General features: G+C 33.1%; 22 protein-coding genes. 16 read left to right on the top strand and 6 right to left on the bottom strand.

The annotated features are described in order from the left end of the window. Positions 1-5 precede the first annotated feature (5 nt). Positions 6-3,374: a SusC/RagA family TonB-linked outer membrane protein gene (locus ABXQ82_RS11765; protein ID WP_367059601.1), complete on the bottom strand. Its 3,369-nt coding sequence runs from the start codon at positions 3,372-3,374 to the stop codon at positions 6-8. A gap of 275 nt (positions 3,375-3,649) precedes the next feature. Between ABXQ82_RS11765 and ABXQ82_RS11760 the strand changes: the two genes are divergently transcribed. The 9 genes from ABXQ82_RS11760 to ABXQ82_RS11720 all read left to right on the top strand — a co-directional run bounded on the left by ABXQ82_RS11760 (position 3,650) and on the right by ABXQ82_RS11720 (position 13,220). Next, the gene (locus ABXQ82_RS11760) at positions 3,650-4,249 is read left to right on the top strand and encodes a ribonuclease HII (protein ID WP_367059598.1); all 600 of its coding nucleotides are present in this window, start codon (positions 3,650-3,652) and stop codon (positions 4,247-4,249) included. Between the two features lie 31 nt (positions 4,250-4,280). Next, positions 4,281-6,713 (top strand): ribonuclease HII, encoded by a 2,433-nt coding sequence (locus ABXQ82_RS11755; protein ID WP_367059595.1) that lies wholly within the window; start codon positions 4,281-4,283, stop codon positions 6,711-6,713. Positions 6,714-6,817: 104 nt separating this feature from the next. Continuing rightward, the gene (locus ABXQ82_RS11750; protein ID WP_367059592.1) at positions 6,818-8,374 is read left to right on the top strand and encodes an OmpA family protein; all 1,557 of its coding nucleotides are present in this window, start codon (positions 6,818-6,820) and stop codon (positions 8,372-8,374) included. A gap of 4 nt (positions 8,375-8,378) precedes the next feature. Further along, complete coding sequence (locus ABXQ82_RS11745; RefSeq protein ID WP_367059589.1) at positions 8,379-9,056, top strand: hypothetical protein; 678 nt, start codon at positions 8,379-8,381, stop codon at positions 9,054-9,056. Between the two features lie 170 nt (positions 9,057-9,226). Further along, positions 9,227-10,282 carry a nucleoid-associated protein gene (locus ABXQ82_RS11740; protein ID WP_367059586.1) on the top strand — a complete coding sequence of 352 codons (1,056 nt, stop codon included), beginning with the start codon at positions 9,227-9,229 and terminating at the stop codon, positions 10,280-10,282. Between the two features lie 94 nt (positions 10,283-10,376). Then, positions 10,377-10,826, top strand: coding sequence for an SMI1/KNR4 family protein (locus tag ABXQ82_RS11735; protein WP_367059634.1), 450 nt, complete (start codon positions 10,377-10,379; stop codon positions 10,824-10,826). Positions 10,827-11,119: 293 nt separating this feature from the next. Continuing rightward, positions 11,120-11,698, top strand: a complete 579-nt coding sequence (locus ABXQ82_RS11730; RefSeq protein WP_367059583.1) for a TetR/AcrR family transcriptional regulator — start codon at positions 11,120-11,122, stop codon at positions 11,696-11,698. A 55-nt stretch (positions 11,699-11,753) separates the two neighbouring features. Continuing rightward, positions 11,754-12,245, top strand: a complete 492-nt coding sequence (locus ABXQ82_RS11725; protein ID WP_367059580.1) for a hypothetical protein — start codon at positions 11,754-11,756, stop codon at positions 12,243-12,245. A gap of 12 nt (positions 12,246-12,257) precedes the next feature. Continuing rightward, a complete protein-coding gene (locus ABXQ82_RS11720; RefSeq protein ID WP_367059578.1) occupies positions 12,258-13,220 on the top strand; it encodes an alpha/beta hydrolase in 963 nt (320 codons plus the stop codon). Between the two features lie 100 nt (positions 13,221-13,320). Here ABXQ82_RS11720 and ABXQ82_RS11715 read toward each other — a convergent pair whose 3' ends face one another. Then, complete coding sequence (locus ABXQ82_RS11715) at positions 13,321-14,583, bottom strand: T9SS type A sorting domain-containing protein (RefSeq protein WP_367059575.1); 1,263 nt, start codon at positions 14,581-14,583, stop codon at positions 13,321-13,323. Between the two features lie 186 nt (positions 14,584-14,769). On the opposite strand from ABXQ82_RS11715, the gene ppk2 reads away from it, so the two are divergent. After that, the gene (ppk2, locus tag ABXQ82_RS11710; RefSeq protein WP_367059572.1) at positions 14,770-15,552 is read left to right on the top strand and encodes a polyphosphate kinase 2; all 783 of its coding nucleotides are present in this window, start codon (positions 14,770-14,772) and stop codon (positions 15,550-15,552) included. A gap of 17 nt (positions 15,553-15,569) precedes the next feature. On the opposite strand, the gene ABXQ82_RS11705 is transcribed toward ppk2, so the two are convergent. The 4 genes from ABXQ82_RS11705 to ABXQ82_RS11690 form a co-directional block, all read right to left on the bottom strand. After that, positions 15,570-16,076 (bottom strand): hypothetical protein, encoded by a 507-nt coding sequence (locus ABXQ82_RS11705; protein ID WP_367059569.1) that lies wholly within the window; start codon positions 16,074-16,076, stop codon positions 15,570-15,572. Between the two features lie 22 nt (positions 16,077-16,098). Further along, a complete protein-coding gene (locus tag ABXQ82_RS11700) occupies positions 16,099-16,695 on the bottom strand; it encodes an MCP four helix bundle domain-containing protein (RefSeq protein ID WP_367059566.1) in 597 nt (198 codons plus the stop codon). Positions 16,696-16,779: 84 nt separating this feature from the next. After that, complete coding sequence (gene lipB / locus ABXQ82_RS11695) at positions 16,780-17,487, bottom strand: lipoyl(octanoyl) transferase LipB (RefSeq protein ID WP_367059563.1); 708 nt, start codon at positions 17,485-17,487, stop codon at positions 16,780-16,782. A 294-nt stretch (positions 17,488-17,781) separates the two neighbouring features. After that, on the bottom strand, positions 17,782-17,940 hold the full coding sequence (locus ABXQ82_RS11690) for a YqaE/Pmp3 family membrane protein (RefSeq protein WP_367059560.1): 159 nt from the start codon (positions 17,938-17,940) through the stop codon (positions 17,782-17,784). Positions 17,941-18,048: 108 nt separating this feature from the next. Between ABXQ82_RS11690 and ABXQ82_RS11685 the strand changes: the two genes are divergently transcribed. The 6 genes from ABXQ82_RS11685 (at position 18,049) to ABXQ82_RS11660 (ending at position 24,769) form a co-directional block, all read left to right on the top strand. Then, complete coding sequence (locus ABXQ82_RS11685) at positions 18,049-19,107, top strand: helix-turn-helix transcriptional regulator (RefSeq protein ID WP_367059557.1); 1,059 nt, start codon at positions 18,049-18,051, stop codon at positions 19,105-19,107. A gap of 110 nt (positions 19,108-19,217) precedes the next feature. Then, on the top strand, positions 19,218-19,634 hold the full coding sequence (locus ABXQ82_RS11680; RefSeq protein WP_367059554.1) for a DUF1573 domain-containing protein: 417 nt from the start codon (positions 19,218-19,220) through the stop codon (positions 19,632-19,634). Between the two features lie 451 nt (positions 19,635-20,085). Then, on the top strand, positions 20,086-21,777 hold the full coding sequence (gene lysS / locus ABXQ82_RS11675) for a lysine--tRNA ligase (RefSeq protein ID WP_367059551.1): 1,692 nt from the start codon (positions 20,086-20,088) through the stop codon (positions 21,775-21,777). Between the two features lie 147 nt (positions 21,778-21,924). After that, the gene (locus ABXQ82_RS11670; RefSeq protein WP_367059548.1) at positions 21,925-23,184 is read left to right on the top strand and encodes a hypothetical protein; all 1,260 of its coding nucleotides are present in this window, start codon (positions 21,925-21,927) and stop codon (positions 23,182-23,184) included. A gap of 50 nt (positions 23,185-23,234) precedes the next feature. Next, positions 23,235-24,269 carry an AAA family ATPase gene (locus ABXQ82_RS11665; RefSeq protein ID WP_367059545.1) on the top strand — a complete coding sequence of 345 codons (1,035 nt, stop codon included), beginning with the start codon at positions 23,235-23,237 and terminating at the stop codon, positions 24,267-24,269. Beyond that, entirely contained in the window at positions 24,266-24,769 is a 504-nt protein-coding gene (locus ABXQ82_RS11660; protein WP_367059542.1) for a hypothetical protein, read from the top strand. The genes ABXQ82_RS11665 and ABXQ82_RS11660 overlap by 4 nt, the downstream gene beginning before the upstream one ends. Positions 24,770-24,908 lie beyond the last annotated feature (139 nt).

Below are 24,908 nucleotides of genomic sequence, written 5' to 3'. Positions count from 1 at the left end.
ATTTATTAAAAACCAACATTAAGAGAGAACGTAAATAACCTTGAAATAGGATAAGCCACACCACCAGATCTGAAAAACTCTGGATCTTGACCTCCCAATTTAGAATCTGAATAGATTAGAAATGGGTTGGTACTTTGTAAACTTGCTCTCATACTAGAAATACCTAACCTATCAGTAACTTTTTTATCTAAAGTGTACCCTACTGTAATATTCTTCATTCTTACAAAACCACCATCGGCCACTCGTTCTGTAGAATAATTGTAGGCATTATATGCTCTACGTAAATCGTTGGGTTGATATGATTGCAATACACTTTGAGAAGGTATTACTGGAACATTAGTTATATTTTCGTCTCCGGGAAATAACCAACGGTTTACAAATTCCCTTGGAAATACACTTAAGTCATCATACCGTGAACTATAAGTTGGTGCCAATCTTATTTTATTCCCTGCGGAGAATGACACAAAGAAACTAAAATCCCAATTTTTATATTTAAAGTTGTTTGCCAGGCCTCCCGTTAAATTAGGTTCTGTTGAGCCTTCGTGCTTTAAATAATCCAACACATCTTCTGTATCTTGAAAATCTATCAAAGCGTAAGGATCGTTAGACTCAAACTCTGGATCTTGAGTTAAGAACTTAGGTAAACCAAATTCATCCAATCCTTCAAACCGAAATGAAAACAATGAACCTTTAGGAAAGCCAACAGCATTACCTCTACCAGTTCCTGTTACTAAATCAAAAACGTTAGCTTCTTGCTTAAGCGAAGTCACTTTTTGGTTAAAGTGCGAAATATTAAAACCAGATTTCCAAGAAAAGTTATCTGTGTCAACGTTTACGGTATTTAGCTGAAACTCTATACCATTGGTTTCCATTTCAGAATTATTACCTAGTTTGATAGATTCCCCACCAATCCCCGTAGTTCTTATTAAATCTATTAAATCTAGACCTTTTCTGAAATAGGCATCAAAATTCATCATGATGCGATTGTTAAAAAACCCAATATCCAAACCTAAATTTAGTTCTAGAGTTTTTTCCCAAGTCAACTCGCTGTTTTGTAAATCTTCGATGTTGATAAAGTTTTCTCTATCATCATTATCAAATCTATCCGTGATTTGATTTCTAAATACGGCTAAATTATTAGTTGCATTATCAGCCAATAGGGCAACTAAACCATAACTTGGTCTGAATGCCATACTTGAGATAACATCTGAATTTTGAATAAAATCTTCTTTATCAATGTTCCACTTTGCACCAATAGTATATGTTGGCAACCATCTAGACTCTCTCGATTTTCCAGCTCTATTAGACCCTTCGTAATTACCTGTTACATTCAATACGTATTTCTTATTATAATCATAAGTTACATTTGCGAAAAATGATGCTTCTCTTTGTCTGGTTTCTTGAGAAGAAAAATATGGATTACCCTCTAAAATAGCTTTCCTTAAAATATCCGGATCTGTAAACACTGTACCTCCACGAGTAAATTGGTAACCATATCCTGTATTACTGCTTGATGAACGGTCCGTATACCTATACTCTTGACCTCCATAAATTCTCAATCCGTGTACATCATCGTTAAAACGTTTTGTCCAGTCCAATGTGTTTCTTAAGGTATATGTAACAAGGGTATTTTTAGCGGTAATTAAAATACCTCCAACTGGTAATACTACTCTTGGTAATGCATTAGGAGTGTCTGGATCACTAAACAAAAAGGTATTCGCATTTCTTACAATAGTAGTTTCAGCAGACCTGTATGCCGCTGCAACATTAGAATTTTCAGTAATGGCATGCTCACCGTTTGATGTTACATAACGTGCAGAACCTAAAAAGCTGTAATTTAAATTATCGTTGAGCTTGTATTCAGCTTGTCCCTGAAACTTTATATCAGCAACATTCAATTCTATATTATTGTTCTCTAATTCATTTAAAATATTAAAGGGTGCCCAATTGTAACGCGAATATTCTAAATTACCATCATTGTCCCTTGGTCTTAGTGCTCTACTAGTATTCAATGAGTAGCTAAATGGGTTGATGTCAAACTCTCTGGTAAATGAACCACCAACCACATCTTCCTGTCTTGCAAAAGTACCAGGCGCTAACTGATTTCTGATAGAACCCTGTAATTGCGTGGTTATCTTTAATTTGTTATCGTTTAAGAAAAATGTATTCCTTAAATTTCCCGTAATTCTTCTCACTCTATCGGCAACTGTCCATCCAGCATCAGTATAATATCCTAAAGACGCATAAGTAGTAGAAGTTTCAGAACCACTTGAAAAACTCACAGTATGCGTTTGAGTAGGCGTTGCTCTAAATAAGGTTTTAAACCAATCTGTATTTGCCAATTCAAATTGTTGTAAAAATCTTGCACGAGCTTCTGGCGTATTTTCCAATTGGTAAGTACCAGTAGTTTCGTCAAAATTATTGATGGCTCTGTACATTATATTATAGATACCTCCATATCTTCCTTGAAAAGAAGTCGGTAAATCTAAAAACCCTTTAGATTCCAATTCTCTGTAAACAGAAACAGTTTCTTGAGAATTTAACAAATCATAATTGGTATATCTTGGGATGTCTCTAACGGCATACTCCGATTGATAATTAAACGTAGGTTTTTGATTCTTTTTACCAGACTTGGTAGTAATTACAATTACACCATTTAGTGCACGTGCTCCATATAAAGCAGAAGCCGAAGCATCTCTAAGAATTTCAAAACTCTGGATATCTGAAGCATTTAAACCTGCAACAGCTGAACTTAATAGTGTGGCAGGATCTCCTGAAACCAAATCTGAGACAGATAAGTTTACAATTTCCTCCTGAATAACCCCATCAATAATCCAAATAGGCTTAGTGTCTCCTAATATAGAAGATGAACCACGAATGGTAATTCTAGGCGCTGCCCCAAAAGTTCCGGTAACGTTTTGCACACTTACACCAGCTGCCCTACCCTCTAAAGCCCTGGAGATATCTGCAACACCATCTAGCTTAATTTCTTCAGCCTTAATGGTTTGCGATGCGCCTGTAAAAAGCTCTCGCTTTACGTTTTGATACCCAGTAATTACTACGGTATCTAAACTTTCAAGATCTTCTTTTAAAGTTACGTTTATGGTATTACTATCACCCACCGTAACCAGTTGCGTTTCCATACCGATAAAACTAAATTTTAGTGTCTCGCCAGATTTGGCATTAATGGTATAGTTTCCGTCAAAATCTGAAACTACACCTCTACGGGTACCATCAATAATAACGGTCACACCGTCTAATGGCAAACCATTTGCATCTGTAATTGTTCCCGTAACCCGGTTTTCTTGAGCATTGGACAATTGAATTGAAAACGCCAGTAAAAACGTCATCAACCAGGTCAACTTTAATTTCATATAAATAATTATTTGAGTTAGTCTTTGACGAATTTCTTAATATTATCTTAAAGAAACAAAGAATTAGTTTAAAAGTTATTATTTAAAATGAATTTTTAACATTTAAATCATTGAATTTTATTAGAAATAGCTTTAATCTATTAGTGAAAGTTTAATAAAAAAGCGGAATATGTAATTATTCCGCAATGCAAATTGAATATTCCTCATAAAAAACTTAAAAAATACTATGTATGCATAATATTTTTGATTTGTGTCTATTTTTATACTTTTGACGCATGCTTAAGATAAAAAAAACGGAATACGCCTACGAATGCGGCACAGACGAAGCTGGCCGAGGTTGTTTAGCCGGTCCTGTTACCGCTGCCGCCGTAATTCTACCTGATACTTTTAAGAACGCTATACTGAACGACTCTAAGCAATTAAGCGAGTTAAAACGTGATGTGTTAAAGCCCATTATTGAAAATGAAGCGGTAACTTTTGCGTTTTCACACGTGTTTCAAGAGGAAATTGACGAGATAAATATTTTGAATGCTTCCATTTTAGCGATGCACCAAGCTATAGAAAAGTTAAATCCTAAGCCAGGATTTATTATTGTAGATGGCAATAGATTTAAACCTTATCTCAAAATACCGCATGAAACCATCATAAAAGGAGATAGCAAATTTTTAAGTATTGCCGCGGCATCTATTTTGGCAAAAACGTCTCGTGATGCTTATATGAATAGGATTCATGAGGAATTCCCAATGTATAACTGGAAACAAAACAAAGGCTATCCAACAAAAGAACATAGAGAGGCCATTAGGACATATGGTATTACAAAATACCACAGAAAATCGTTTAGATTATTACCAGAACAACTGAAGTTAAAGTTTTAAGTTTTATATTTTTGCATAAATTGCTTCATCCATGAGATTTTTTTCTTGTTCCCTCCTACTTATCCTGTTTTTTAGTTGTTCTAAGGCTAAAGATAAGCGCAACCAACTTATAGATTTTGTGCCTAAAAGTTCTCAAATAATCGTAAAAACCACTCATCTCGAAAGTCTTAAAAACAACTTGGAAAACAATGCATTTTTAAATACCCTTTCTAAAACTTCAAATTATAAAGATTTAGAACGTCGTTTGAGACCTTTATCAAATTTTAATGCAGATGGCGAAGCCCTAATTTGTCTTTCAAAGTCTCAAAACGATAGTCTTCAATATACCTTCATCACTAAATATTCAAAAACACTTTTTCAAACAGATTCGTTGCAAAATTATATTGAAGAAACCCTTAAGTATAAAAACAAAAGCATCACAAAATCTAAATTGGAAAGTGATGAGTTCTACAGCACCATTATAGATAGTGTGTTTATAGTATCTTCCTCTAAAAACAGTATTGATAGTCTTTATATATCTTCTGAAAAAAATTCCGAATTTGAAAAGATGTATGCTGTATCTGGTAAAAACGAAAATGTATCTGTTCTCCTAAAAACGAATAACTCATTTACACCTTCTTTTTTTATTGAAGACGCATTAAAAACGAGTGAACTGACTGATTTTTTGACACTAGATACCGAAATCATTCAGGATGACATCCTTATTAATGGTATTGCAAAATCAGCGGATTCCTCAAAAAAGATTCTTGACATTTTTAAAAATACCGTTCCTCAAGAAAATCAAACACAACATATTGCACCATCCAATAGTGACGGTTTCCTAAGTTTTACATTCGATAATTTTGAAGTTTTTAATTCTAATCTTAAACATTATCATCATCGAGATTCAATAACAACTCAAACTCAATTGTTTGATAATATTATTGAAGTTGGTTTAATTTATGAAGACAATCAACGTGCCGTAGTATTAAACTCAGTTGACGTTATTGCTACCCAGGATGCACTACTTTCAGAACAAAATAAAATAGAAACTTACAGGGATATTGATATTTTTAATTTCTCCAAGACAAATTTATTTACGGATACTTTTAAACCGCTAATAAGCACTATAGAAACTTCTAAATACTGCACAATAGACAGTTATTTTGTGTTTGCAAATTCTATCGAGCAATTACAGAATATCATTGCCAATTATCAAAATAAAACGACACTAAGTTCTCGAACCCATTATACAGAACTCAGCAAAAATTTAAGTAGTGCCAGCTCATTGCTATTAGTTTCTAAACCAGATTTTCTTGAAAAAATATCATCTAAAAACCTGAAAGGAAACCATAACCTAAATTTAAATAGTTATGCGCTTTCTGCAACTCAGTTTATATACGACTCTAATTTTGCACATGTTCATGGTGCTCTTATAAAAAGTAAAAAGAGGGGCGTTCAAAATTCAGTCTCTGAAACTTTCAATATTAAACTTGATGCAGATCTCTTAAACACGCCCCAGTTCGTAACAAATCATGTTAGCAAACAAAAAGAAATTGTTGTTCAAGATATCAATAACAATCTCTATTTAATTTCGAATAAGGGAAAAGTGCTTTGGAAAAAACGACTTAACGGTGCTATTCTAGGTCCTATTGCACAAATTGACATGTACAAAAATGGAAGATTACAACTGGCGTTCACAACACCCCATAGTCTTTATGTACTAGACCGAAAAGGAAGGACGGTGTCTCCGTTTCCAATGAAATTTAATGATGAAATCACGCAACCACTTTCAGTTTTCGATTACGATAAAAACAAAAAATACCGTCTGCTAATTACTCAAGGGAAAAACGTTTTAATGTACGATGCCAGAGGACAAATTGTAAAAGGATTTACATTTAAAACCGCGAATGGCGACATTTTAAGTCCCCCAAAACATTTCAGAATTGGCTCAAAAGATTATTTAGCGTTAAAAACTAAAAACAAACTTTATATTTTAGATAGAACAGGAAAAATGCGTTTATCTCCGAAAATTAAAAGTGACTTATCTAAAGAGCCCATTTTTCTACATCAAAATAAATTCACTACTACAACTAGTAACGGAAAATTAATTAGTGTTGATACTAGGGGAAACACCTCGGAAGTGAATCTCAACCTGACCTCAAATCATAATTTAGAGACTACAAGTAAAACTCGCGTTACGTTTCATGACAACAAATTGGGCATAAAAAGTAGAGTTTTAGAGTTGGATTATGGCAACTATTCAAGACCGCGTATTTTCTACATCAATGATAAAATTTACGTTGCTATAACAGATTTACAGGCTAAAAAAGTGTACCTCTATGATAGCCAAGGACAATTAAGACCAAATTTCCCTGTTTATGGTAATTCCGCTATTCATATGGAAAATATTGATGCTGACAGTAATTTGGAATTTGTTGTAAAAGGGGATAATAATATCGTTTTACTCTATCAAATCAATTAGTTTAATTGTAATTAACATCTTAATGTTGATTAAAACATGAGAAGCTTTTTGTCGATAAAAAACTAATCTCTATCTTTAGCTCGCTATTAATCAAAAAATTAGAAATGACATTTCCAAAAAATGCGCAAAGCATCTTAGTTTTTGGGATATTACTATTATTCTTAACACCAAACATTTACGCTCAAACCAAAAGACTTAAACGCCCCAGTAGCCGGGTAGGCATCTATAGTGTAGATCAATTTGTAAGGGAGTCTTTCGATATATACGATAAGGTTTACAAATATGATGGTTATGCCGAAGCTGGAACACCACTTGACGATGAAGATATTGATGTCTTGGAAGATGCGCTGAATGATTTGGAAGGTTTAAGCGATAGTGCCCCAAATATTTTGGGCGATGTAGATAAGGGCAACGCTTTTAAAAAAGCAAAGGCTACATTGCAGATGAACAAGGCGCAAAAAGCCCTAAAATACAGTATTAAAACAACTAAGGAACTACTAACGAATCAACGTGAGCGGGATAAAAAAGATGACGATTCTGATGAAACAACTTCAAAAGACGACAATTCTGAAGATACTAATTCTACCGGTAGAGATACCGATGGTAAAACTGAAGACACGAAAGAAGACTCAAACATCTCTGACAACTTAGAAGTTTACAGCAAATATGATTTTGTGCCAGGAGACAAATTGTTGTTCTTTGATGATTTTGCCAAAGATTTTATAGGCGATTTTCCGAGTAAATGGAACACCAACGCATCGGGCGAGGTCGTAAAAATTGGTGATAAAGGGAAATGGTTTGAGTTGAAGACCGGTTATGGTGTTTATTATGTCCCGGATGTTGAAGATTTACCAGAAGATTACACCATTGAATTTGATATCCTAACAAAAGGTATTGGCCAGCAAACCTCATCAACAGCAAGGCTTCATGTTATTTTAAGCGATAACAATAAATTTAATGACGGAACTGCACATTACGCAAACGTTTCACTTCCGTTAGGGCAATATGGAGCGTTCTCGATTAGGGCAAAAAATTATTTTAACAGAGGCGGCGGCGCCGTTAACACCGACATAAAAGCAGATCTTAGAAAAGCCATACTAAATCAACCGCACATCGCTATTTCTGTTACTGAAAAACGTTATAGACTTTGGGTAAATGAAACTAAATACATTGATATCCCTAGATTTATAGAAGTAGAAAACGTTCTTAAATATTTAAAATTCCATCTTAATAATTTAAAGGATAACGAAGAGCATCTTTATATTTCTAATTTAAAAGTGGCTGAAGGCGGTGTAGATTTAAGACGTAAATTACTTTCCGAAGGAAAAATATCTACCAATGGTATTTTATTTGATTCTGGTTCGGCAAATATCCAACCCCAATCTTTGGGGATTGTGCGCCAGATTTCCCAGGTTTTAATGCAAGATGAAACTATTAGATTAAATATTGTTGGACATACCGATGCAGATGGGGCTGATGAGGCCAATTTAAAACTCTCTAAAGCGCGAGCTGCTGCGGTTAAGGATGCATTGGTCAACATTTACAAAATTGCTCCAGACCGACTTGAAACTGATGGTAAAGGTGAAAGTATGCCAATAGGCGACAACAGCACCAGCGATGGAAAAGCACAAAACAGACGCGTAGAATTTATAAAAATATAACCTTATGAAAACGAAACTATTAGTTTTAATCTGTGCTTTATTGCTAAGCTTTTCTGGTGTGGGCCAAAATGCCTGTAGTGTTTATTATCCATTTAAGGAAGGTGCTAAATTTGAAATGACCAACTACAGCAAAAAGGGCAAAAAAGAAGGTCTTGTAAAATACCATGTCTCTAAAATTGACGGCGATACTGCTACAATTGAAACAACAGTTTTAGATGATAAAGACAAGGAAATTACAACCACTTCATATGAAATAACATGTGTTGGCAATAACATTTCCATCGATTTTAAATCTATGATAAATCCAGATATGTTGAAGCAATATAAAGATATGGACATGGATATTTCTGGTTCTAATATCGAATTGCCAAACAATTTAGATGTTGGTCAAAAATTAAAGGATGCAAATCTCGTTATGGCAATAAACATGGGAGGCATGAAAATGAACATGACAATAGACATGGTAAATAGAACTGTTGATGCAAAAGAATCTATTACCACGCCTGCTGGCACCTATAATTGCTTTGCTTTGAGTTATGATTCACAAATGAAAATGGGTATAAAAACGTCTTTTACAATTAAAGAATGGATTGCCGAAGGTGTAGGCGTTGTAAAAACCGAAACTTACAATAAAAAAGGAAAACTACAGGGATACTCAGAGCTTACAAGCTTTAGTAACTAATTTTAATACCAAGATTCAAGTCCCCGAATTCTAGAGCGTCAAAGTTTTACTTTGGCGTTCTTTTTTTGTGCTAAATTTAAAAAACTCTAAACTTCTCGATAAAATTTTTCATCAAAAATCACTCGAAGTGACATAAGATTTAATAGTATTGTAGTCTCAATAAAAAACACATGATTTCAAGAAAAAACGCCTCCATTTCAAAATTCATCATCCACAAAGTTGGAAATAAGTTTAACGACACAAAAAATGCATTTTCGGAAAAGTTAGTCGATTTTGATGAAGCCAGTTATGATTTAATGCTGCCATTTTTATTAAAACCTTTTGGAAGCCTGGTGCAAAGCCATCGTTTTAATCATCATGCCAATGTTGCGCTTAATGAAATTAATAGTTATGCAGCGCAATTGTTTGATGCCGATAGTGACGCTTCTTTTATTGAAGTTTCAAAACATATCGTGATGCATTTATACGAGCAGTCCAGCTCTGCCCAGATAAAAACTGGTGATGTTTTAATCGTGCAATTTGAAGGCATTGAATTTAGGGACATGACAACCAATGCTATTGGCATTTTCAAAATAGAAAGCAAGGTCAACTTCTTTCAAACCTATTTAGAAAACAACAGTTACGATGTTTTGGTCCAAAAAGGCATCAATTCTAAAAAAGTAGATAAAGGCTGTTTAATTTTAAATCAAAGTGACGCAGAAGGCAATATTATTTTTACTGTGGACAATAATAGTTATGATGCGCAATATTGGATCAATCATTTTTTAAATATTAAATATGCAGATGATGCCAACAACCACACACAACAATACATAGAGCTGTGTAAGGACTTTTCAACCGAAATCTTAAAAACCAGTTATGGCGCACAAGAACAAAATATATTTTTAGCCAAAACCATCGACTTTTTTAAAGAAAATGAAATTGTAAATGTAGCACGTTTTAAGGATGAATTATTTGAAGACGAAAAACATATTAGAGAGTTTGAAAATTATAAAAAGGAATTTGAAGGCGAACAAAATTTAGTCATTCGCAATCAGTTTGATGTTGCCGAAGCGGTTGTCACTAAAGAAAAGCGAAAGATTAAAACTGATATTAAACTAGATACCAATATTCAAATTAAATTAGATATTGATGCGCCTGATGCTTCCTCAGAATATTTAGAACGTGGTTATGACGATGAAAAGAAAATGCATTATTATAAGGTGTTTTTTAATGCTGAGGCTTAGCTTGGGTTTGTAGAAATTTTCGATTAAATCTGCTTAAAAAAGATAAACTACCAGAATGATTTCACGTACGCATAATTTAAAATCAATTTAAGACATAGACATATTTAAAGAATTTTCCAATAAATACAATAAAAATGAGGATATAAAAAAAGCCTCAGAATCAGATATTAAAAATCTTGAATCAGAATTTAGTATTTACTTACCAAGTGATTTTAAAACATTCATTTTAAATTTTGGAGATTTATGGACGCCAGATATTCTTGATCTAGTTGTTGATAATGAAATAGATTTGAATGATGTTCAACAATTTTGGAATATTGAAAGCATCATATTTGATAAAAAAAACGAATGGACTTCGCAAATTTCAACTGACATAATTCCATTTGCTTCAGATTGTATGGGAAGTATTTTCGGATTCTTAACCTCTGACTTAAACGAAAGAAAAGAAAGTGTTTCAGTTTACTTTTTTGACCATGATTTCAATACGGTTGAGAAAAAATCTGATTCTTTTTCTGAATGGATTGATAATTTTAATCGGATATAAAAAACTTGCTTTTTTAGCTTAGCAAATAATCTGGGGTACTTCATTTTCTAAATATTTTCTTGTTTTATTTAGAAATTCACTCTTACAACTAAATTATTTATACGAAAGACTCTGGCAAAACAGGCCCCTACTCCTTAATTACCTTTTCACAAACCTATAAATCTTCAGCACTTTCAATCGTTGAATCAAATAAGCCAAAAGGAAATTATCGACAACTTAAAAAAACCCCACCATTATTTTGAGATTAAAACAATTTAAGATACATTTATAACCGAATGAACATTCAGTCTTAAATGAAAGCACAAACTATTGATAAAAGAAGTGAGGTATTAACAACTGCTTTAGAATTATTTGTAAAACAAGGTTTGCAACAAACATCTATGGCACAAATATCTAAAGAAAGTGGTGTTGCCGTTGGCACGATGTACCATCATTTTTCCAGTAAGGATGTATTGATAAATGGTTTATTTCTTGAGATTGAACAAAATTTAGGGAATGCCGTTCAGTTTTCTGATGTAGAAAAACAACTCTCCATTAAAAAAAGGTTTGAAATTTTATGGAGAAAGGCATACAATTTTTACGATCATAATCCGCAGCAGTTCATTTTTCAAGACACGCACAATTATTCACCATTAATTTCGAATGAAACTCGTGAAATTGCACGTGAAAATTATACAGATGCCATTGCTTTTATACAAGAAGCAATTGACAAAAATGTTTTTATAAAAACCGATATTCTGATTTTGATACGATGGTATTACAACTCTGTTGTGACACTAATTCAAATAAAATTATCACAAGAAGTTGAGATAACAGAAGATATGATAAATACCGCCATAAAAATGACTTGGAATAGCATGTCAAACAATTAAAAAAATTTGATCATAAAACCGAATGAACATTCATTTAACATAAAAACTAGATACTATGAAATTTATAGACTACACCAATCAATGGATTAAGGGCGAGTTATTTGAAGCAAGACTTATTGTTGCCTTCGCATTCATAATTATCGTAATAGCATTGCTCTTCTACTATTTAGGTTCTACACCAAGTGCTAAGGCATTAGTATTCCCTTTACTACTTGTTGGGATTTTATTCCTAGGAATTGGAGGTGGCATGTTATACTCAAACCCTAAACGTTCTACCGAATATGCTCAATTGTTCGGACAAAATGAAACTGAGTTTATTAAAACCGAAAAAGAAAGAGTTGAAAAATTCTCGAGTTGGTATCCAATTACAAGATGGATTATGGCTGGTTTGGGGGTTTTAGGTATTGGCATCTTCATATTTTGGGAAACACCAATAGGTAGAGCAATAGGGATTGCCCTAATTCTAACAATGTTGGCTACTTATGTAGTTGACCATTTTTCAGAAGAACGCGCAAACATGTATTATCAACATATAATTAATCATTAAATCCATATAAAAATGAGCAACAAAAATTTCAACACAGGAAAAAATACGGTTACCTATATGAGTGATGGTTTAAAACTGACAGCAAACCTTTTTATGCCTTCTGATTATCAAGAGGGACAAAAAAGACCAGCCCTAGTATTCACGCGCCCAGGCTCTGGAGTAAAAGAACAAACGGCAGGAATTTATGCCGAAGAACTCTGCAAACACGGTTTTGTAACCTTAGCTTTTGATGCAAGAGGCTACGGCGAGAGCGAAGGACACCAAGGCGTTGAAGATCCTTTTAACATTTGTGAAGACACCAAAAATTCTGTCAGCTATATGAGAACTCTAGACTGCGTGGATATAAACAATGTTTTTAGCGTTGGAGTTTGTATGGGCGCAGGATATGCAAGTTATGCAACTGCACTTGATGGCAGGGTAAGAGGTATTGGAATGATAGGTCCGTATTTGAACGCCGCACAACAGAATATAGATGCTGCTGGTGGGGTTGGTATGATTAGGAACACACTTTTACAAATGACGGGAAATGCCAGACAACAGTATTTTGAAAATGGCGAGGACATCATAATGCAACCCGTACCAAAAGATGCAAAAGAAGCGGAGCAACCAGGCACATTGCCAATTCAACACGGCATGATGACGTATTATCTTCCCGGAAAACCTGGAGGAACACAAAATTGTCCAAACTGGAAAAACGGACTTTCGCTTTACAATTTTGAAGCCTTGATTAGTTTTTCAGCATTTAATGTGTTGCATCTCATGGAGAATATTCCATTTTTTATGGCATTGGGAAGCGAAGCTTATACTGTAGAAAACAGTAAGGACTTTTACGAAAAAGTTCCTGGCCCAAAAGAATTAGAGTTTATTGAAGGCGCAGGACATTTCGACTTGTATTGGAAACCTGAGCACGTAAAACCAATTGGAGAAAAAATGAGCAAATTTTTTAAGAGCCATAGCGTTGAACCACAAGCCTAAAAAGCTGCATTTAAGAAAGATGTATAAAAGCAAAAATAGTTTGGTTAATGTCCAAACTATTTTTGCTTTTTAAGCATATAAATTTCTAAAAACTAAACACTTACTCCTTAACAACCTTTTTATAAGCCTGTAAACCTTCAGCACTTTCAATTTTTATAATATATAAGCCTGCAGCAAGTTGTTTTGTAGAAATAGTATGCGCCAATTGATTAATACCTTCTTTAGCAACTATTCTAGTACCGTCAATACTATATACTTCAACCTTGTTTAATACCACATCTGCCTTAATTTGAATAGCATCCTGAAATGGATTTGGAGATACCTTAAGATTGCTTGTAAACCAGTCATCAACTGATGCCACATCTACAGGTTTATAAACTCTTATCCAATCTACACTAAATGTATGATTTGCTGTATTTGCTAATTCGGCGTCTGTTGGTGTAAATGTATCAGACTGTTGCCCTGAACCTGGATTTGATCTCCAGTCTTGATCTTCAACACTAAAAATTATATCCATCGGCTTACTTAATCCAGTTCTTGTATCATTACTTGTATCTCCTTGAGTCCCAGAATTTGTGTAATATAAAGGATCAATTTCTTCCATGCCTTCTCGATACGTCACCATTACTCCATCTATGTAATAATATAAATGCGTTGGGTCTTTCCAATACACGCCATAGCGATGATAATCGTCTTTCCAATTGATATAACCAGCACCATCATCTCTCAGTATCCAAGTGGGTTGATTAGAATCAACGGGGTTACTTCCAAAACTATTATACTCACTAGGTTGCCAATCTTGGAAATTAGGAGGTCTAATAAAAACGTGGTGGCTCTGATGCATACGTTTTGCATAAAAATTATGATTTCCTGGCGAGCCTCCTGCACTTCCAGAAGTTACAGCTCCATAAGCTTCCATAAAATCAATTTCTTGGGTATTATCTGGACTTAACATCCAGCCACCATTAGCCAAAACGGAGTTCATGATTTTTGCACTAATTTCTATATAAGCTGGATATACCACAGTTTCATTAGAACTTATAACACCTGCATATACTTTATTTGGTAATTTTCTTGAAGCTATAAGTTTTAATTCATCCCCGTCAACAAAAGAATGATCTTCTTCCCAATCAGTAAGTCCTGGACCTTGCCAATTTTCATGATAAAATTCAATCCATTTGGACTCAAAAGTAGCGCCTTTGTTAGCTGCGGGTGCTACATAGCTAAAATCATCTGACACGTTATCCTGTAAATCCCATTCTTTTCCTATTCCAGGATCTGCAGGTACCGGTATTGCGCTCCATTCTTGTGAAGAACATACAAAAATTGAACAACAGAATAATAGAGTAAATATCTTTTTCATAGTAAAAGCAGTTACGTTGATTTATAAAAATAACTCTTTTTTAACATCTCTTTGGTAAAAAGTGTCAATGTCAAGTTATATTCTAGTCATTTTAATCAAAAACTTAGCTGAAATCAGTTTTCTTAAAAACCAATCCTAAATAAATATATTTATTTTATACATTTGAGTAGCAAAAATTGATTAAAAATGAGCAAAAACATATCGGTTTCAGACTACGAAAGTGCATTAAAGGAATTACATACAGATTTAGTACACCTTCAAGAATGGGTTAAAAAACAAGGATTAAAAGTGGTCATTGTTTTTGAAGGAAGGGATGCTTCTGGAAAAGGGGGCACCATAAAGCGTTTTACCGAACCTTTAAATCCACGTGTTTGTAAAGTTGTAGCATTGGGCGTGCCTACCGAAAAAGAAAAAACACAATGGTACTTTCAGCGGTATGTAGAACATTTACCATCTGCTGGACATATTGTGTTATTTGACAGAAGTTGGTACAATAGAGCTGGCGTGGAAAAAGTAATGGGCTTTTGTACTGAGGAAGAACACCGAGAATTTTTAAGATCCTGTCCTGAATTCGAGCGAATGTTGGTACGCTCTGGAATTGTAGTTTTAAAATATTGGTTTTCGGTAAGTGACGAAGAACAGGAAAAACGTTTTAAAAACCGTATTAAAAACCCATTAAAACGATGGAAATTTAGCCCGATGGATTTAGAGTCCCGTTCCAGATGGCTTGAATATTCTAAGGCGAAAGACACGATGTTTGCACATACCGATACCAAACAAGTGCCATGGTACGTAGTGAATTCAGATAATAAAAAGAAAGCACGTTTAAACTGTATTAGCCATGTTTTAAGTATGATTCCACACGAGAAAATGGACATAAAATCTGTGGAGCTTCCTGAGTTACCAGATTATAAAGCCTATGTGCGCCCACCTATGAATTATCAGACTTTTGTGCCTGAGAAGTATTAGGGAAATTTTATTAAATTTCACTCAAAATCACCTTTTTGATGCCCCTTTATATCATCAATTGAATCCACAAATTGTTGTTCTTTATAATTCTGAATGTACTTATAAAGCGCACTTTCTTCCAAAGCTAAAAACACTCCTAATAATAAAGTAAAGGCACAAATGCCGAATGGAAGCAAATAATCTAAATTTACTGGATCTCTTAAAGTATCGATTATGAGGTAAAAAGAGTAAAGCATGTATAGAGAAAAACAGAACAATACTATTGAAAACACTATATTTCCTATCCAAAACAATGAACCGCTAAATGCTTCAAAAGTAGATGTCGTCCTATAATATTTTAAAGTTTTGATATGGTAGATAATACTCAATATTCCTGAAAGCACAACAGCATAAACCATAAGCATACTATATTCAAATTTTTGATCTTCAATTATTACCAAAGAATAAAGTGCCGCCATTAAAAGCCCTACAACACTTACGCTACAAATTAAAAGCACTATTTTTAAACCTTGTTTTATTTTCATATCTCAAAATCACGCTGTTATTTTACTTTTTCTTGGGGTTATACATAATAATTATTTGAATGATGATCGCAAGAAAAATAAGAAGATAGATTTCTATATGCGTAAACAACTCTACAGTTTCTAAGGCTTTTTTACTGATTGACATCTGTCTTCTGCCTTCATTCAACTGAATTTTAGACAATTCAGAAAGGTTTTCCTTAACTTCGGAAATTTGTTCAACCAGGTTATTTTCATCCTTTGGATAAGACGCAATGTAACTGCCTTCAGCAATTTTTAAAGATTGAAAGTTGTCTTTTAAATCTTCAAAAACGCTGCTTTCCTCACTCGTAAGTTTTGTTTGCTCATATCTAGATATCAGACTTTGGACATCATTGTTGATCTTGTCGTTTTCTTGTAAAAAAAACAATGAATCTGATAAGGCCACCGCAACTTCTTTTTCATGAACCGCTTTTAACATTTCAAATATTAAATCTTTGGCTATTAATCTGTCCTCATAAATAGTTACCACAGCATCTCTTACTCTAGTGAAATTGTTTTTATCCACTAAGTTTGTAGTAATGATTAAGACAAAAACTATTAAAATACCAAGTATCCACTTAATTTTGTTATAGAACTTCATAATTATTGATGTTAATTTAAAAAACAAATTTTTGTAAAAATAATAAAGCTTTTATAAGAACTTTAAAACGAGTTTTTTTATCCCTCAACCATCTCCAAAAAACTTAGCCTCAAAAAGTTCCGAAAAATGTTTCAACAACTTTTCTTTAACTTCAGCTTCATCAACTTTTTCCAAACCTAATTCAACATTTAAAGATGTGACTGCCTTTCCACGAATTCCACATGGAATAATATGATCAAAATAACCTAAATCTGCATTTACATTCAATGCAAAACCGTGCATCGTAACCCATCGGCTAGCACGAACGCCCATAGCGCAAATTTTTCGAGCAAATGGCGTTCCTACATCCAGCCAAACTCCTGTTTCTCCTGGGCTTCTTTCGGCTTTTAAACCGTATTCCGCAAGGGTAAGAATTATCATTTCCTCTAAAAATCGTAGATATTTATGTATATCGGTAAAAAAATTATCCAAATCTAAAATAGGATAACCTACAATTTGTCCTGGGCCATGATAGGTAATATCTCCACCTCTATTTATTTTGTAAAATGTCGCGCCCTTTGCTTTAAGCTGTGCTTCATTCAACAGTAAGTTAGAGACATCGCCACTTTTGCCTAACGTATAAACATGTGGATGTTCCACAAACAAAAAATAATTTTTGGTTTCAAGATGCGCTTCTTCTCTCCTATTCTTGATTTTGGTAGCAACAATAGCTTTGAATAATGCTTCTTGGTAATCCCAAGTAGCTTTGTAGTCTTTAAATCCTAAATCTTGCAGCTCGATGTTCTTATTCATAGGGGTAAAATTACGGTATTTTTTTTTCTCGCAAAGTCGCAGAGACGCAAAGAATTATAGCTGAAAATGAAATTGCTTGTCTATAAATTTATAAATGCTAATTGAAGAAATAGTAGTACTTAAAATAGTCGCATAGAGGCACAAAGTTTTGAATACTTTTAACTGTAAACTACTCCTCCAATTTCAACAAAATTATAAATCTATCAATGTAAACAAATTTCCGCAACTGTTTACTGAGACTGTTTACTGAGACTGCGACTGTTTACTGAATACTGAATTACTGAAAACTGAAAACTAGCCCCTCGGATTATTAAGTATAACCAAAGCAGCAATAACACCCGGAACCCAGCCACAAAGCCATAGTAGAAAAACGATGATTATAGAGCCACAGCCTTTATCGATGACGGCAAGGGGCGGACAAATAATAGAAAGTAAAACTCTCCAAATACTCATAATTTTGTATTTAATTTACTTGTTTGACGTTTCAAAAACTTATTTGTTACATTTTAATAACTACCTCATCAAATTTATTTTTAAAAGAAATTATAGTAGTTTAGTACTGTGAGATATTTAGGTTACGTTTTTAGTGTTATGTTTTGTGGAAGCTATGCTTATGCGCAACATAATTTTAATGGTTATATTGATAATGAACGTTGGCAGAGTGATGTTTATCTATCTGTGATTGATGATTATCGCACACTTGAAAGCATCAATAATGAACAAATTATCTCCAAAGCCTCTCCAGATGATGAAGGCTATTTTCAATTTACAGGAAACCAATTAGAAGCTGAACAAAAAATTTATAAGCTCCATGTTGATAATTGTGCTTCTATAAATCAAGAAAGCAATCATTTTGAAGGGCATTGTCTCGATAGTAAAGACATTCTATTTATTGCAAAAAACACCGACACTATTAGCTTCCCGCTGTCTTTTGATGCACAAATGTTTTGTGATATCAATTCTACAAATCAAAAAACTGCTGCGTTTATAAAAATAGATTCACTAAAAGAAGACATGAAATTTGCCTATTCTGAATTCAGAAGTAAAGCAAATAGGGAGTTAAACAATAAAAAATGGTTTAAAAAGCTTCAAGATTTTGGGGAAAGTCTAAATGAACCACTTGCAGAATTATATATTTATGCGTTTTTATCAGAAAGAAGCAGCCAGTTTCACAATTATTATATTGAAGATTTACAAAACAGTACCTATTACGATGATTTGTTAGTGCGGTTGAAAACGAAGTATCCTAATGCTTCTTACACAAAACAATACGCATCAGAAATTGCTTCAGATAAATATATGGTTGCTTCTTCCGCTGAAACTTCGGGTTTTAATTGGACGTATGTATTAGTTGGATTATTAGCAATTTCATTCTTATTGAATCTTTGGTTTGTTCTAAATTCAAAAAAAAGAAAGGCTAAACGAAAAGCTGATGCCAAAGCGCAATTAACCAAGCAAGAGCAAAATGTATTGGAGCTTATTTTAGAGGATAAAACAAATAAAGAGCTTGCTGAAACACTTTTTGTAAGTGTAAGTACCGTAAAAACCCATGTAAACAATGTTTACAAAAAACTAGAAGTGAATTCCAGAGAAGAACTAAAATCCCTGTTTAACAAGTAGTTACAAAATTCAACCTAGGGACTAGTACCGATTTCAACCCATGTATTTCACGTTTTCTTCAATCTTATGCTGATGTTTGTAGCTGTATTAATCATTTAAAATTTACAACTATGAAGTATCAAATCATCAAACAAAAAAACAGTTTATCAGTAGTAGCTTTAGTATTCAGCTTATTGTTTTGCACCACTATTTATGCACAAGACGCTAAGGTTGGTAAACTCACATTTCAAACGGAAGTTATTGATTATGGCGAAATTGTACAAAACGCAGATGGCGAACGTATTTTTAAGTTTACCAATACTGGAGATGCTCCGGTAGTTATCTCGAAAGTAAAAACCACATGCGGATGTACAGTTCCAGAATATCCAAAAACGGCAATTCTACCAGGAGATTCTGGAGAAATCAAAATAAAATATGCTACAAGTAGAATTGGAGCATTTACAAAAGGAATTACTGTATTCTCCAATGCCAGTAACAAAAGTCAGACTTTGAAAATAAAAGGCGAGGTTTTAAAAGGTCCTCTTTAAGCAAAAAAAAGAGATATTCAAAACCCTATTTTATAACTCAATTTTCAATATAAGGCTTGAATAAATAGCATTTACACCTCCCTTAATCCCTCCTTATTAGGAGGGAAACTGTTACGCATGAGTTTCCACTCTAAAAAGAGGGGACTAAGGGGTGTGTTGTTAAAAGCCACAAAAACCTCATTTAATTCTAGTAATTGAAATTATAGTATGTGTTTCATTTTTATTTGAAGTCAGTCAAAAAACGAACTAAACGCTATAATTTACTTTCCCTTGTGTTAAATTGCAGGAGATAACAATTACTAGAAAGTAAACGAATTCTCCGTACATTCTATAACGGAGAATTCTTTTTATACAAATTCAACATTAAAGTTACCTGCTAATTTTTTCAAATAATGTAATTTTGCAGCTTCCTACCTAAAAAAAAAGGAAGGTATTAAAAATAGACATTAGCATGCAGCTTTCAGAACAAGAATTAGTAAGACGCGAAAAACTCGCAAAATTAAGAGCCTTAGGCATAAACCCTTATCCGGCAGATTTATTTCCTGTAAAACAAACTTCAAAGGATATTAAAACTAATTTTGAAGAGCAAAAAAAGGTGGTTATAGCTGGTCGATTAATGTCGCGCCGAATTCAAGGAAATGCTAGTTTTGCTGAACTTCAAGATAGCGAAGGACGCATACAGGTCTATTTTAACAGAGATGAAATTTGTACGGGAGATGATAAAAGCAAATACAACGATGTTTACAAAAAGCTTTTGGATATCGGCGATTTTGTGGGTATTGAAGGCGAATTATTCACGACCAAAGTAGGTGCTAAAACCGTGATGGTTAAAGATTTTACATTGTTAAGTAAAGCACTTAGGCCATTACCGCTTCCAAAAACCGATGCCGACGGCAATATCTATGATGAGTTTAACGACCCCGAATTACGTTACAGACAGCGTTATGCAGATTTGGTGGTAAACCCAAAAGTTAAAAACGTATTTGTTAAACGTACCAAGTTGTTCAATGCGATGCGCCAGTTTTTTAACGACGCTGGTTATTTTGAAGTAGAAACCCCTGTGTTACAGCCTATTGCCGGTGGTGCTGCTGCGCGTCCGTTTGTAACGCATCACAATGCTTTGGATATGCCATTATACATGCGAATTGCCAATGAATTGTACTTAAAACGCTTAATTGTTGGTGGTTTTGATGGCGTTTATGAGTTTTCTAAAAACTTTAGAAACGAAGGGATGGACAGAACCCATAATCCTGAGTTTACAGCTATGGAAATTTATGTGGCTTATAAAGATTACAATTGGATGATGGATTTCTGTGAGCAATTATTGGAACATTGTGCTATGGCAGTAAATGGCACTACAACAGCCACTTTCGGCAAACACAAGATAGATTTTAAAGCACCATACGCCCGAGTAACCATGGCAGATTCGATAAAGCATTTTACAGGTTTTGATATTACAAATAAATCTGAAGATGAAATTAGACAAGCTGCTAAAGATTTAGGTATCGAAGTTGATGCCACCATGGGCAAAGGAAAATTAATTGATGAGATTTTTGGTGAAAAATGTGAGGGTAATTACATCCAACCCACATTTATTACGGATTATCCGAAAGAGATGAGTCCGTTATGTAAAGAACACCGTGAGAACCCAGAATTAACCGAGCGTTTTGAGTTGATGGTCTGCGGAAAAGAAATTGCAAATGCTTATAGTGAATTAAATGACCCTATCGATCAACGCGAACGTTTTGAACATCAATTAGAATTGGCTAAAAAAGGGGACGACGAAGCTACGGCAACTATTGATGACGATTTTTTACGTGCTTTAGAATACGGAATGCCACCAACATCAGGCATGGGCATTGGGATGGATCGGTTAATCATGTTTTTAACCAATAATCAATCTATACAGGAAGTATTGTTCTTCCCTCAAATGAAACCAGAGAAAAAACCTTTAGCGATTAGTGATGATGCCAAAGCTATTCTTGAAATATTGACCAAAGCTGAAAAATTAGAATTGGCAGCTTTAAAAGGACAATCGGGTCTATCCAATAAAAAATGGGATAAGTCTATTAAGGAATTGACTAAAAACAGTTTAGCAAAGGTTGAAAAGACTGACGAGGGGTTGTTTGTGGAAATTGTTTAAATTATAAACTTTTTGATGTCAAATATATTTTTATTTAAAGATTAATCAATACTTGTTTATGATTTGGCTCCAGTTTCATCAATCTGTTTCTATTGGAAAACGAATATTTACATCCTTAAATTCAACTAATAAATACAACTTTTAGCTATGTGCTTCCAATTCGTAAACTATTTAAGATATATTTTTTGTGCTATAATAATACTTCTATCTACATCATGTACTAATGACAAAACACCAATAGCTGATCCGCTATCTGGAATTAGAATCAATGACTCTGAAAATAAATGGAAAAATAAAATTGATTCACTCGTTGATCAAAAAATATTAACGAATAAATATGAATTTAAAGAAGACAAATTTAGATTCAGAGAAGAATTAATTTATAGATACTACTTCAAAATCGGTCAAGATAGTATTCAATCAGACATCACTTATAATGCTGATGAATATACTTTTGGCAATCTTAGATCGGTAAAATTTGATCTCAGAAAAGACACAACCTACCTATATGATGGCACTAAATATTTTAATAGAAGCTATGGAGCAACTCCTGTAACTGACGTTCTCAACTTAAAAGAATGTTTAATCCAATTATATGGAAAACCTGATGACACCTTTGGCATATTTATTATTCCCAAAAATTTAAAAGACCCCATTAATAATGCTAATTATAAAGTTAAGGACACAAGTCGAATGGGTACTTTCTTAAATTTAGAAAAATTCATTAATAATGAAGGTGATTTTGACAGAAAACATCCAGAAAATGATTTCTTAAAATATTATAATTTAAAGAAAAAGCCTGGTTCCATAGTTTGGAATAAAGATGATTATACGATTGAGTTATATACTAAATTAGAAAAAGACACAAAAAAAAATGATTCTTTAATAAATGAATATGAGGAAGCCTATTTGTTGTTTAGATCTAATTCACTAATTAATAATATAAAGCTAATTAGTGATTCAATACAAAAATTATTGACCCCAAATGATATATTAAAATTAAAAATACACAACCCTTCTTGGAAGAATTTTCATGAAAACAATAGTACTTATGACACAAATATGTCTATAGAAATAAAAAGAATTATTTCTAAGACTAGAGAGGAATTAAGGTCAATTACCAACTTTCAATTTGACATCATAGTCTCAGATATATTTAATGATGAAATTTTTAGATTGAAGAATCTTAAAATCAAATTAAACCCGCCTGTTGAATTTCAAAACAGCATCTTCGTTAAAACTTATTCTAGTAATGAATTCAATTACAATTTAACCTACAACAAATATTCTTCTGAAAATTATAAGTTTGAAAAGGCTCGAAATTCAAAGAATCAACTAAAAATGAGCTATGATATAACAGCAATTGTCTTCAAAGATGGCACAGTTCTAAAAAGCAAAAAAAACTGATGAAGGATTGTTTGTGGAAATTGTTTAAATAAAAAAGTTACATTTGTTTTATGCAAAGAGCAAAACTGATAGTCAAAAATTTTGGTCCTTTAAAAGACATTAATATTGAAGTACGCGAAACTGTCTGTTTTATTGGAAAACAAGCTACAGGAAAAAGTACTTTGGCTAAACTATTGGCCATTTTTGAAGATGAAAATTTTAGAAAAAACAGAAACTCAAAGTTTATTTCAGAATTAAGCAAATATAATTTAAGAGCTTTTTTAAGTCCCGAAACATCTATTTACTACAAGCGAGACAATTATGAAGTATCATATTCCAAAAACAATTTGGAAAGATTGTCTAAAATGAAATTTGGCATACCTTTTAGCGATGATTCTTTATACATTCCCTCTGAAAGAAACTTTCTTCATTTAATTGCTGAAAACACTTTAGGCTTAATTAATAATGAAGTTTCAATTCCCAAACATATTTTGGACATAGGTCAAGAATACGAAAAAGCTATTAGTACCATAAAAGAACTTCCTTTAAAATTAATTGATAAAAACTACACATACAAAAGAGAAGGAAAAACGTCATACATCTATCATAATAATGATGAAAAGGTAAATCTCTTAGAATCTGCTTCTGGGCTTCAAAGTATTCTTCCAATATTATTGTTGGTTGAATATGCTAAATCAAAAACTGAAACACACAACTATAATTTTGTTATAGAAGAACCCGAATTAAATATTTATCCAGAAACACAGCACGAATTAATCAAGTATTTAATAAAGAATTGTCAGGATAACCAACAAAATCATATCCATAGAAAAAACTTAATTCTAACAACCCACAGTCCATATGTTCTTGCTTCAATAAATAATTTATTATTGGCTTTTGAAAAGGGTAAAACCTTCAATAAAGAGGTTCAGCGAATAATTCCAAAAGGTTCGTGGTTGAACCCAAATAATTTCATTGCTTACGAACTTAAAAATGGAAAAGCGAGAAAGATAATGGATGATAAACTTGGGCAAATAAAGAATAACATGATAGACAACGCATCTGAAAATTTCGCTGATGAGTTCGATAAAATTTTGTCTTTATGATTCAAGAAATTGGAGACAATATTCCTAATACTATTGAAAACAAATGTATTTCTGAATTAAATGAAAAACACAACTTTTTACTTGACACGGAAAACGGTGTTCTTATAGTGAATGCTACAGATTTTTATCATTTATATGTTGAAAAAACTAACAAAACAGTTGTCTATTCTATACAAAATGATAATTGTGTGATGATTAATTCAGAAGGTGGTCAATGTGATTTACTAATTCTAAATGAAGAAAAGCTATATTTCGTAGAAATTAAAGGCACTCAAGATAATAGAAGCAATCATAGAAAAACAGCATACAAACAAATAGAAAACACCTTTAAATATTATTCAAATTATATAGAATTCCCTAAAGATTACAAATTAAATGCGCTTGTTTGTTTTAAACATAAGCGACGAATTGTTCAAGCTAGTGCTTCTACTAAAAAGAAAGAATTCAAAGTAAAATACAATATAAATTTAGAAGAAGGTAATTATATAAATTTTGATTAATTTGAAAATTCCACAAAAAAGATAAAGCCAGCAATCAATCGATTACTGGCTTTTGTCTTTAACTAAACTAACCAAACTAAACTTTAATTTAAATCTATGTAAATCTAAATTCTATACAAATAGACGGTAATTAACCCAA

Origin of the sequence: Algibacter sp. 2305UL17-15 (genome assembly GCF_040720935.1) — a bacterium.
Classification (GTDB): Bacteria; Bacteroidota; Bacteroidia; order Flavobacteriales; family Flavobacteriaceae; genus Jejuia.
The sequence above is the reverse complement of the archived record's forward strand: the minus strand, read 5'-3'. Positions and strand labels throughout refer to the sequence as shown.

Excerpts from the sequence above, each read along its gene's own strand:
- lipB (WP_367059563.1), bottom strand. The coding sequence starts at position 17,487 with ATGAATAAGAACATCGAGCTGCAAGATTTAGGATTTAAAGACTACAAA.
- ABXQ82_RS11690 (WP_367059560.1), bottom strand. The coding sequence starts at position 17,940 with ATGAGTATTTGGAGAGTTTTACTTTCTATTATTTGTCCGCCCCTTGCC.
- lysS (WP_367059551.1), top strand. The coding sequence starts at position 20,086 with ATGCAGCTTTCAGAACAAGAATTAGTAAGACGCGAAAAACTCGCAAAA.
- ABXQ82_RS11660 (WP_367059542.1), top strand. The coding sequence starts at position 24,266 with ATGATTCAAGAAATTGGAGACAATATTCCTAATACTATTGAAAACAAA.
- ABXQ82_RS11670 (WP_367059548.1), top strand. The coding sequence starts at position 21,925 with ATGTGCTTCCAATTCGTAAACTATTTAAGATATATTTTTTGTGCTATA.
- ppk2 (WP_367059572.1), top strand. The coding sequence starts at position 14,770 with ATGAGCAAAAACATATCGGTTTCAGACTACGAAAGTGCATTAAAGGAA.
- ABXQ82_RS11760 (WP_367059598.1), top strand. The coding sequence starts at position 3,650 with ATGCTTAAGATAAAAAAAACGGAATACGCCTACGAATGCGGCACAGAC.
- ABXQ82_RS11715 (WP_367059575.1), bottom strand. The coding sequence starts at position 14,583 with ATGAAAAAGATATTTACTCTATTATTCTGTTGTTCAATTTTTGTATGT.
- ABXQ82_RS11665 (WP_367059545.1), top strand. The coding sequence starts at position 23,235 with ATGCAAAGAGCAAAACTGATAGTCAAAAATTTTGGTCCTTTAAAAGAC.
- ABXQ82_RS11745 (WP_367059589.1), top strand. The coding sequence starts at position 8,379 with ATGAAAACGAAACTATTAGTTTTAATCTGTGCTTTATTGCTAAGCTTT.
- ABXQ82_RS11700 (WP_367059566.1), bottom strand. The coding sequence starts at position 16,695 with ATGAAGTTCTATAACAAAATTAAGTGGATACTTGGTATTTTAATAGTT.
- ABXQ82_RS11705 (WP_367059569.1), bottom strand. The coding sequence starts at position 16,076 with ATGAAAATAAAACAAGGTTTAAAAATAGTGCTTTTAATTTGTAGCGTA.
- ABXQ82_RS11725 (WP_367059580.1), top strand. The coding sequence starts at position 11,754 with ATGAAATTTATAGACTACACCAATCAATGGATTAAGGGCGAGTTATTT.
- ABXQ82_RS11730 (WP_367059583.1), top strand. The coding sequence starts at position 11,120 with ATGAAAGCACAAACTATTGATAAAAGAAGTGAGGTATTAACAACTGCT.
- ABXQ82_RS11765 (WP_367059601.1), bottom strand. The coding sequence starts at position 3,374 with ATGAAATTAAAGTTGACCTGGTTGATGACGTTTTTACTGGCGTTTTCA.
- ABXQ82_RS11680 (WP_367059554.1), top strand. The coding sequence starts at position 19,218 with ATGAAGTATCAAATCATCAAACAAAAAAACAGTTTATCAGTAGTAGCT.
- ABXQ82_RS11750 (WP_367059592.1), top strand. The coding sequence starts at position 6,818 with ATGACATTTCCAAAAAATGCGCAAAGCATCTTAGTTTTTGGGATATTA.
- ABXQ82_RS11720 (WP_367059578.1), top strand. The coding sequence starts at position 12,258 with ATGAGCAACAAAAATTTCAACACAGGAAAAAATACGGTTACCTATATG.
- ABXQ82_RS11755 (WP_367059595.1), top strand. The coding sequence starts at position 4,281 with ATGAGATTTTTTTCTTGTTCCCTCCTACTTATCCTGTTTTTTAGTTGT.
- ABXQ82_RS11740 (WP_367059586.1), top strand. The coding sequence starts at position 9,227 with ATGATTTCAAGAAAAAACGCCTCCATTTCAAAATTCATCATCCACAAA.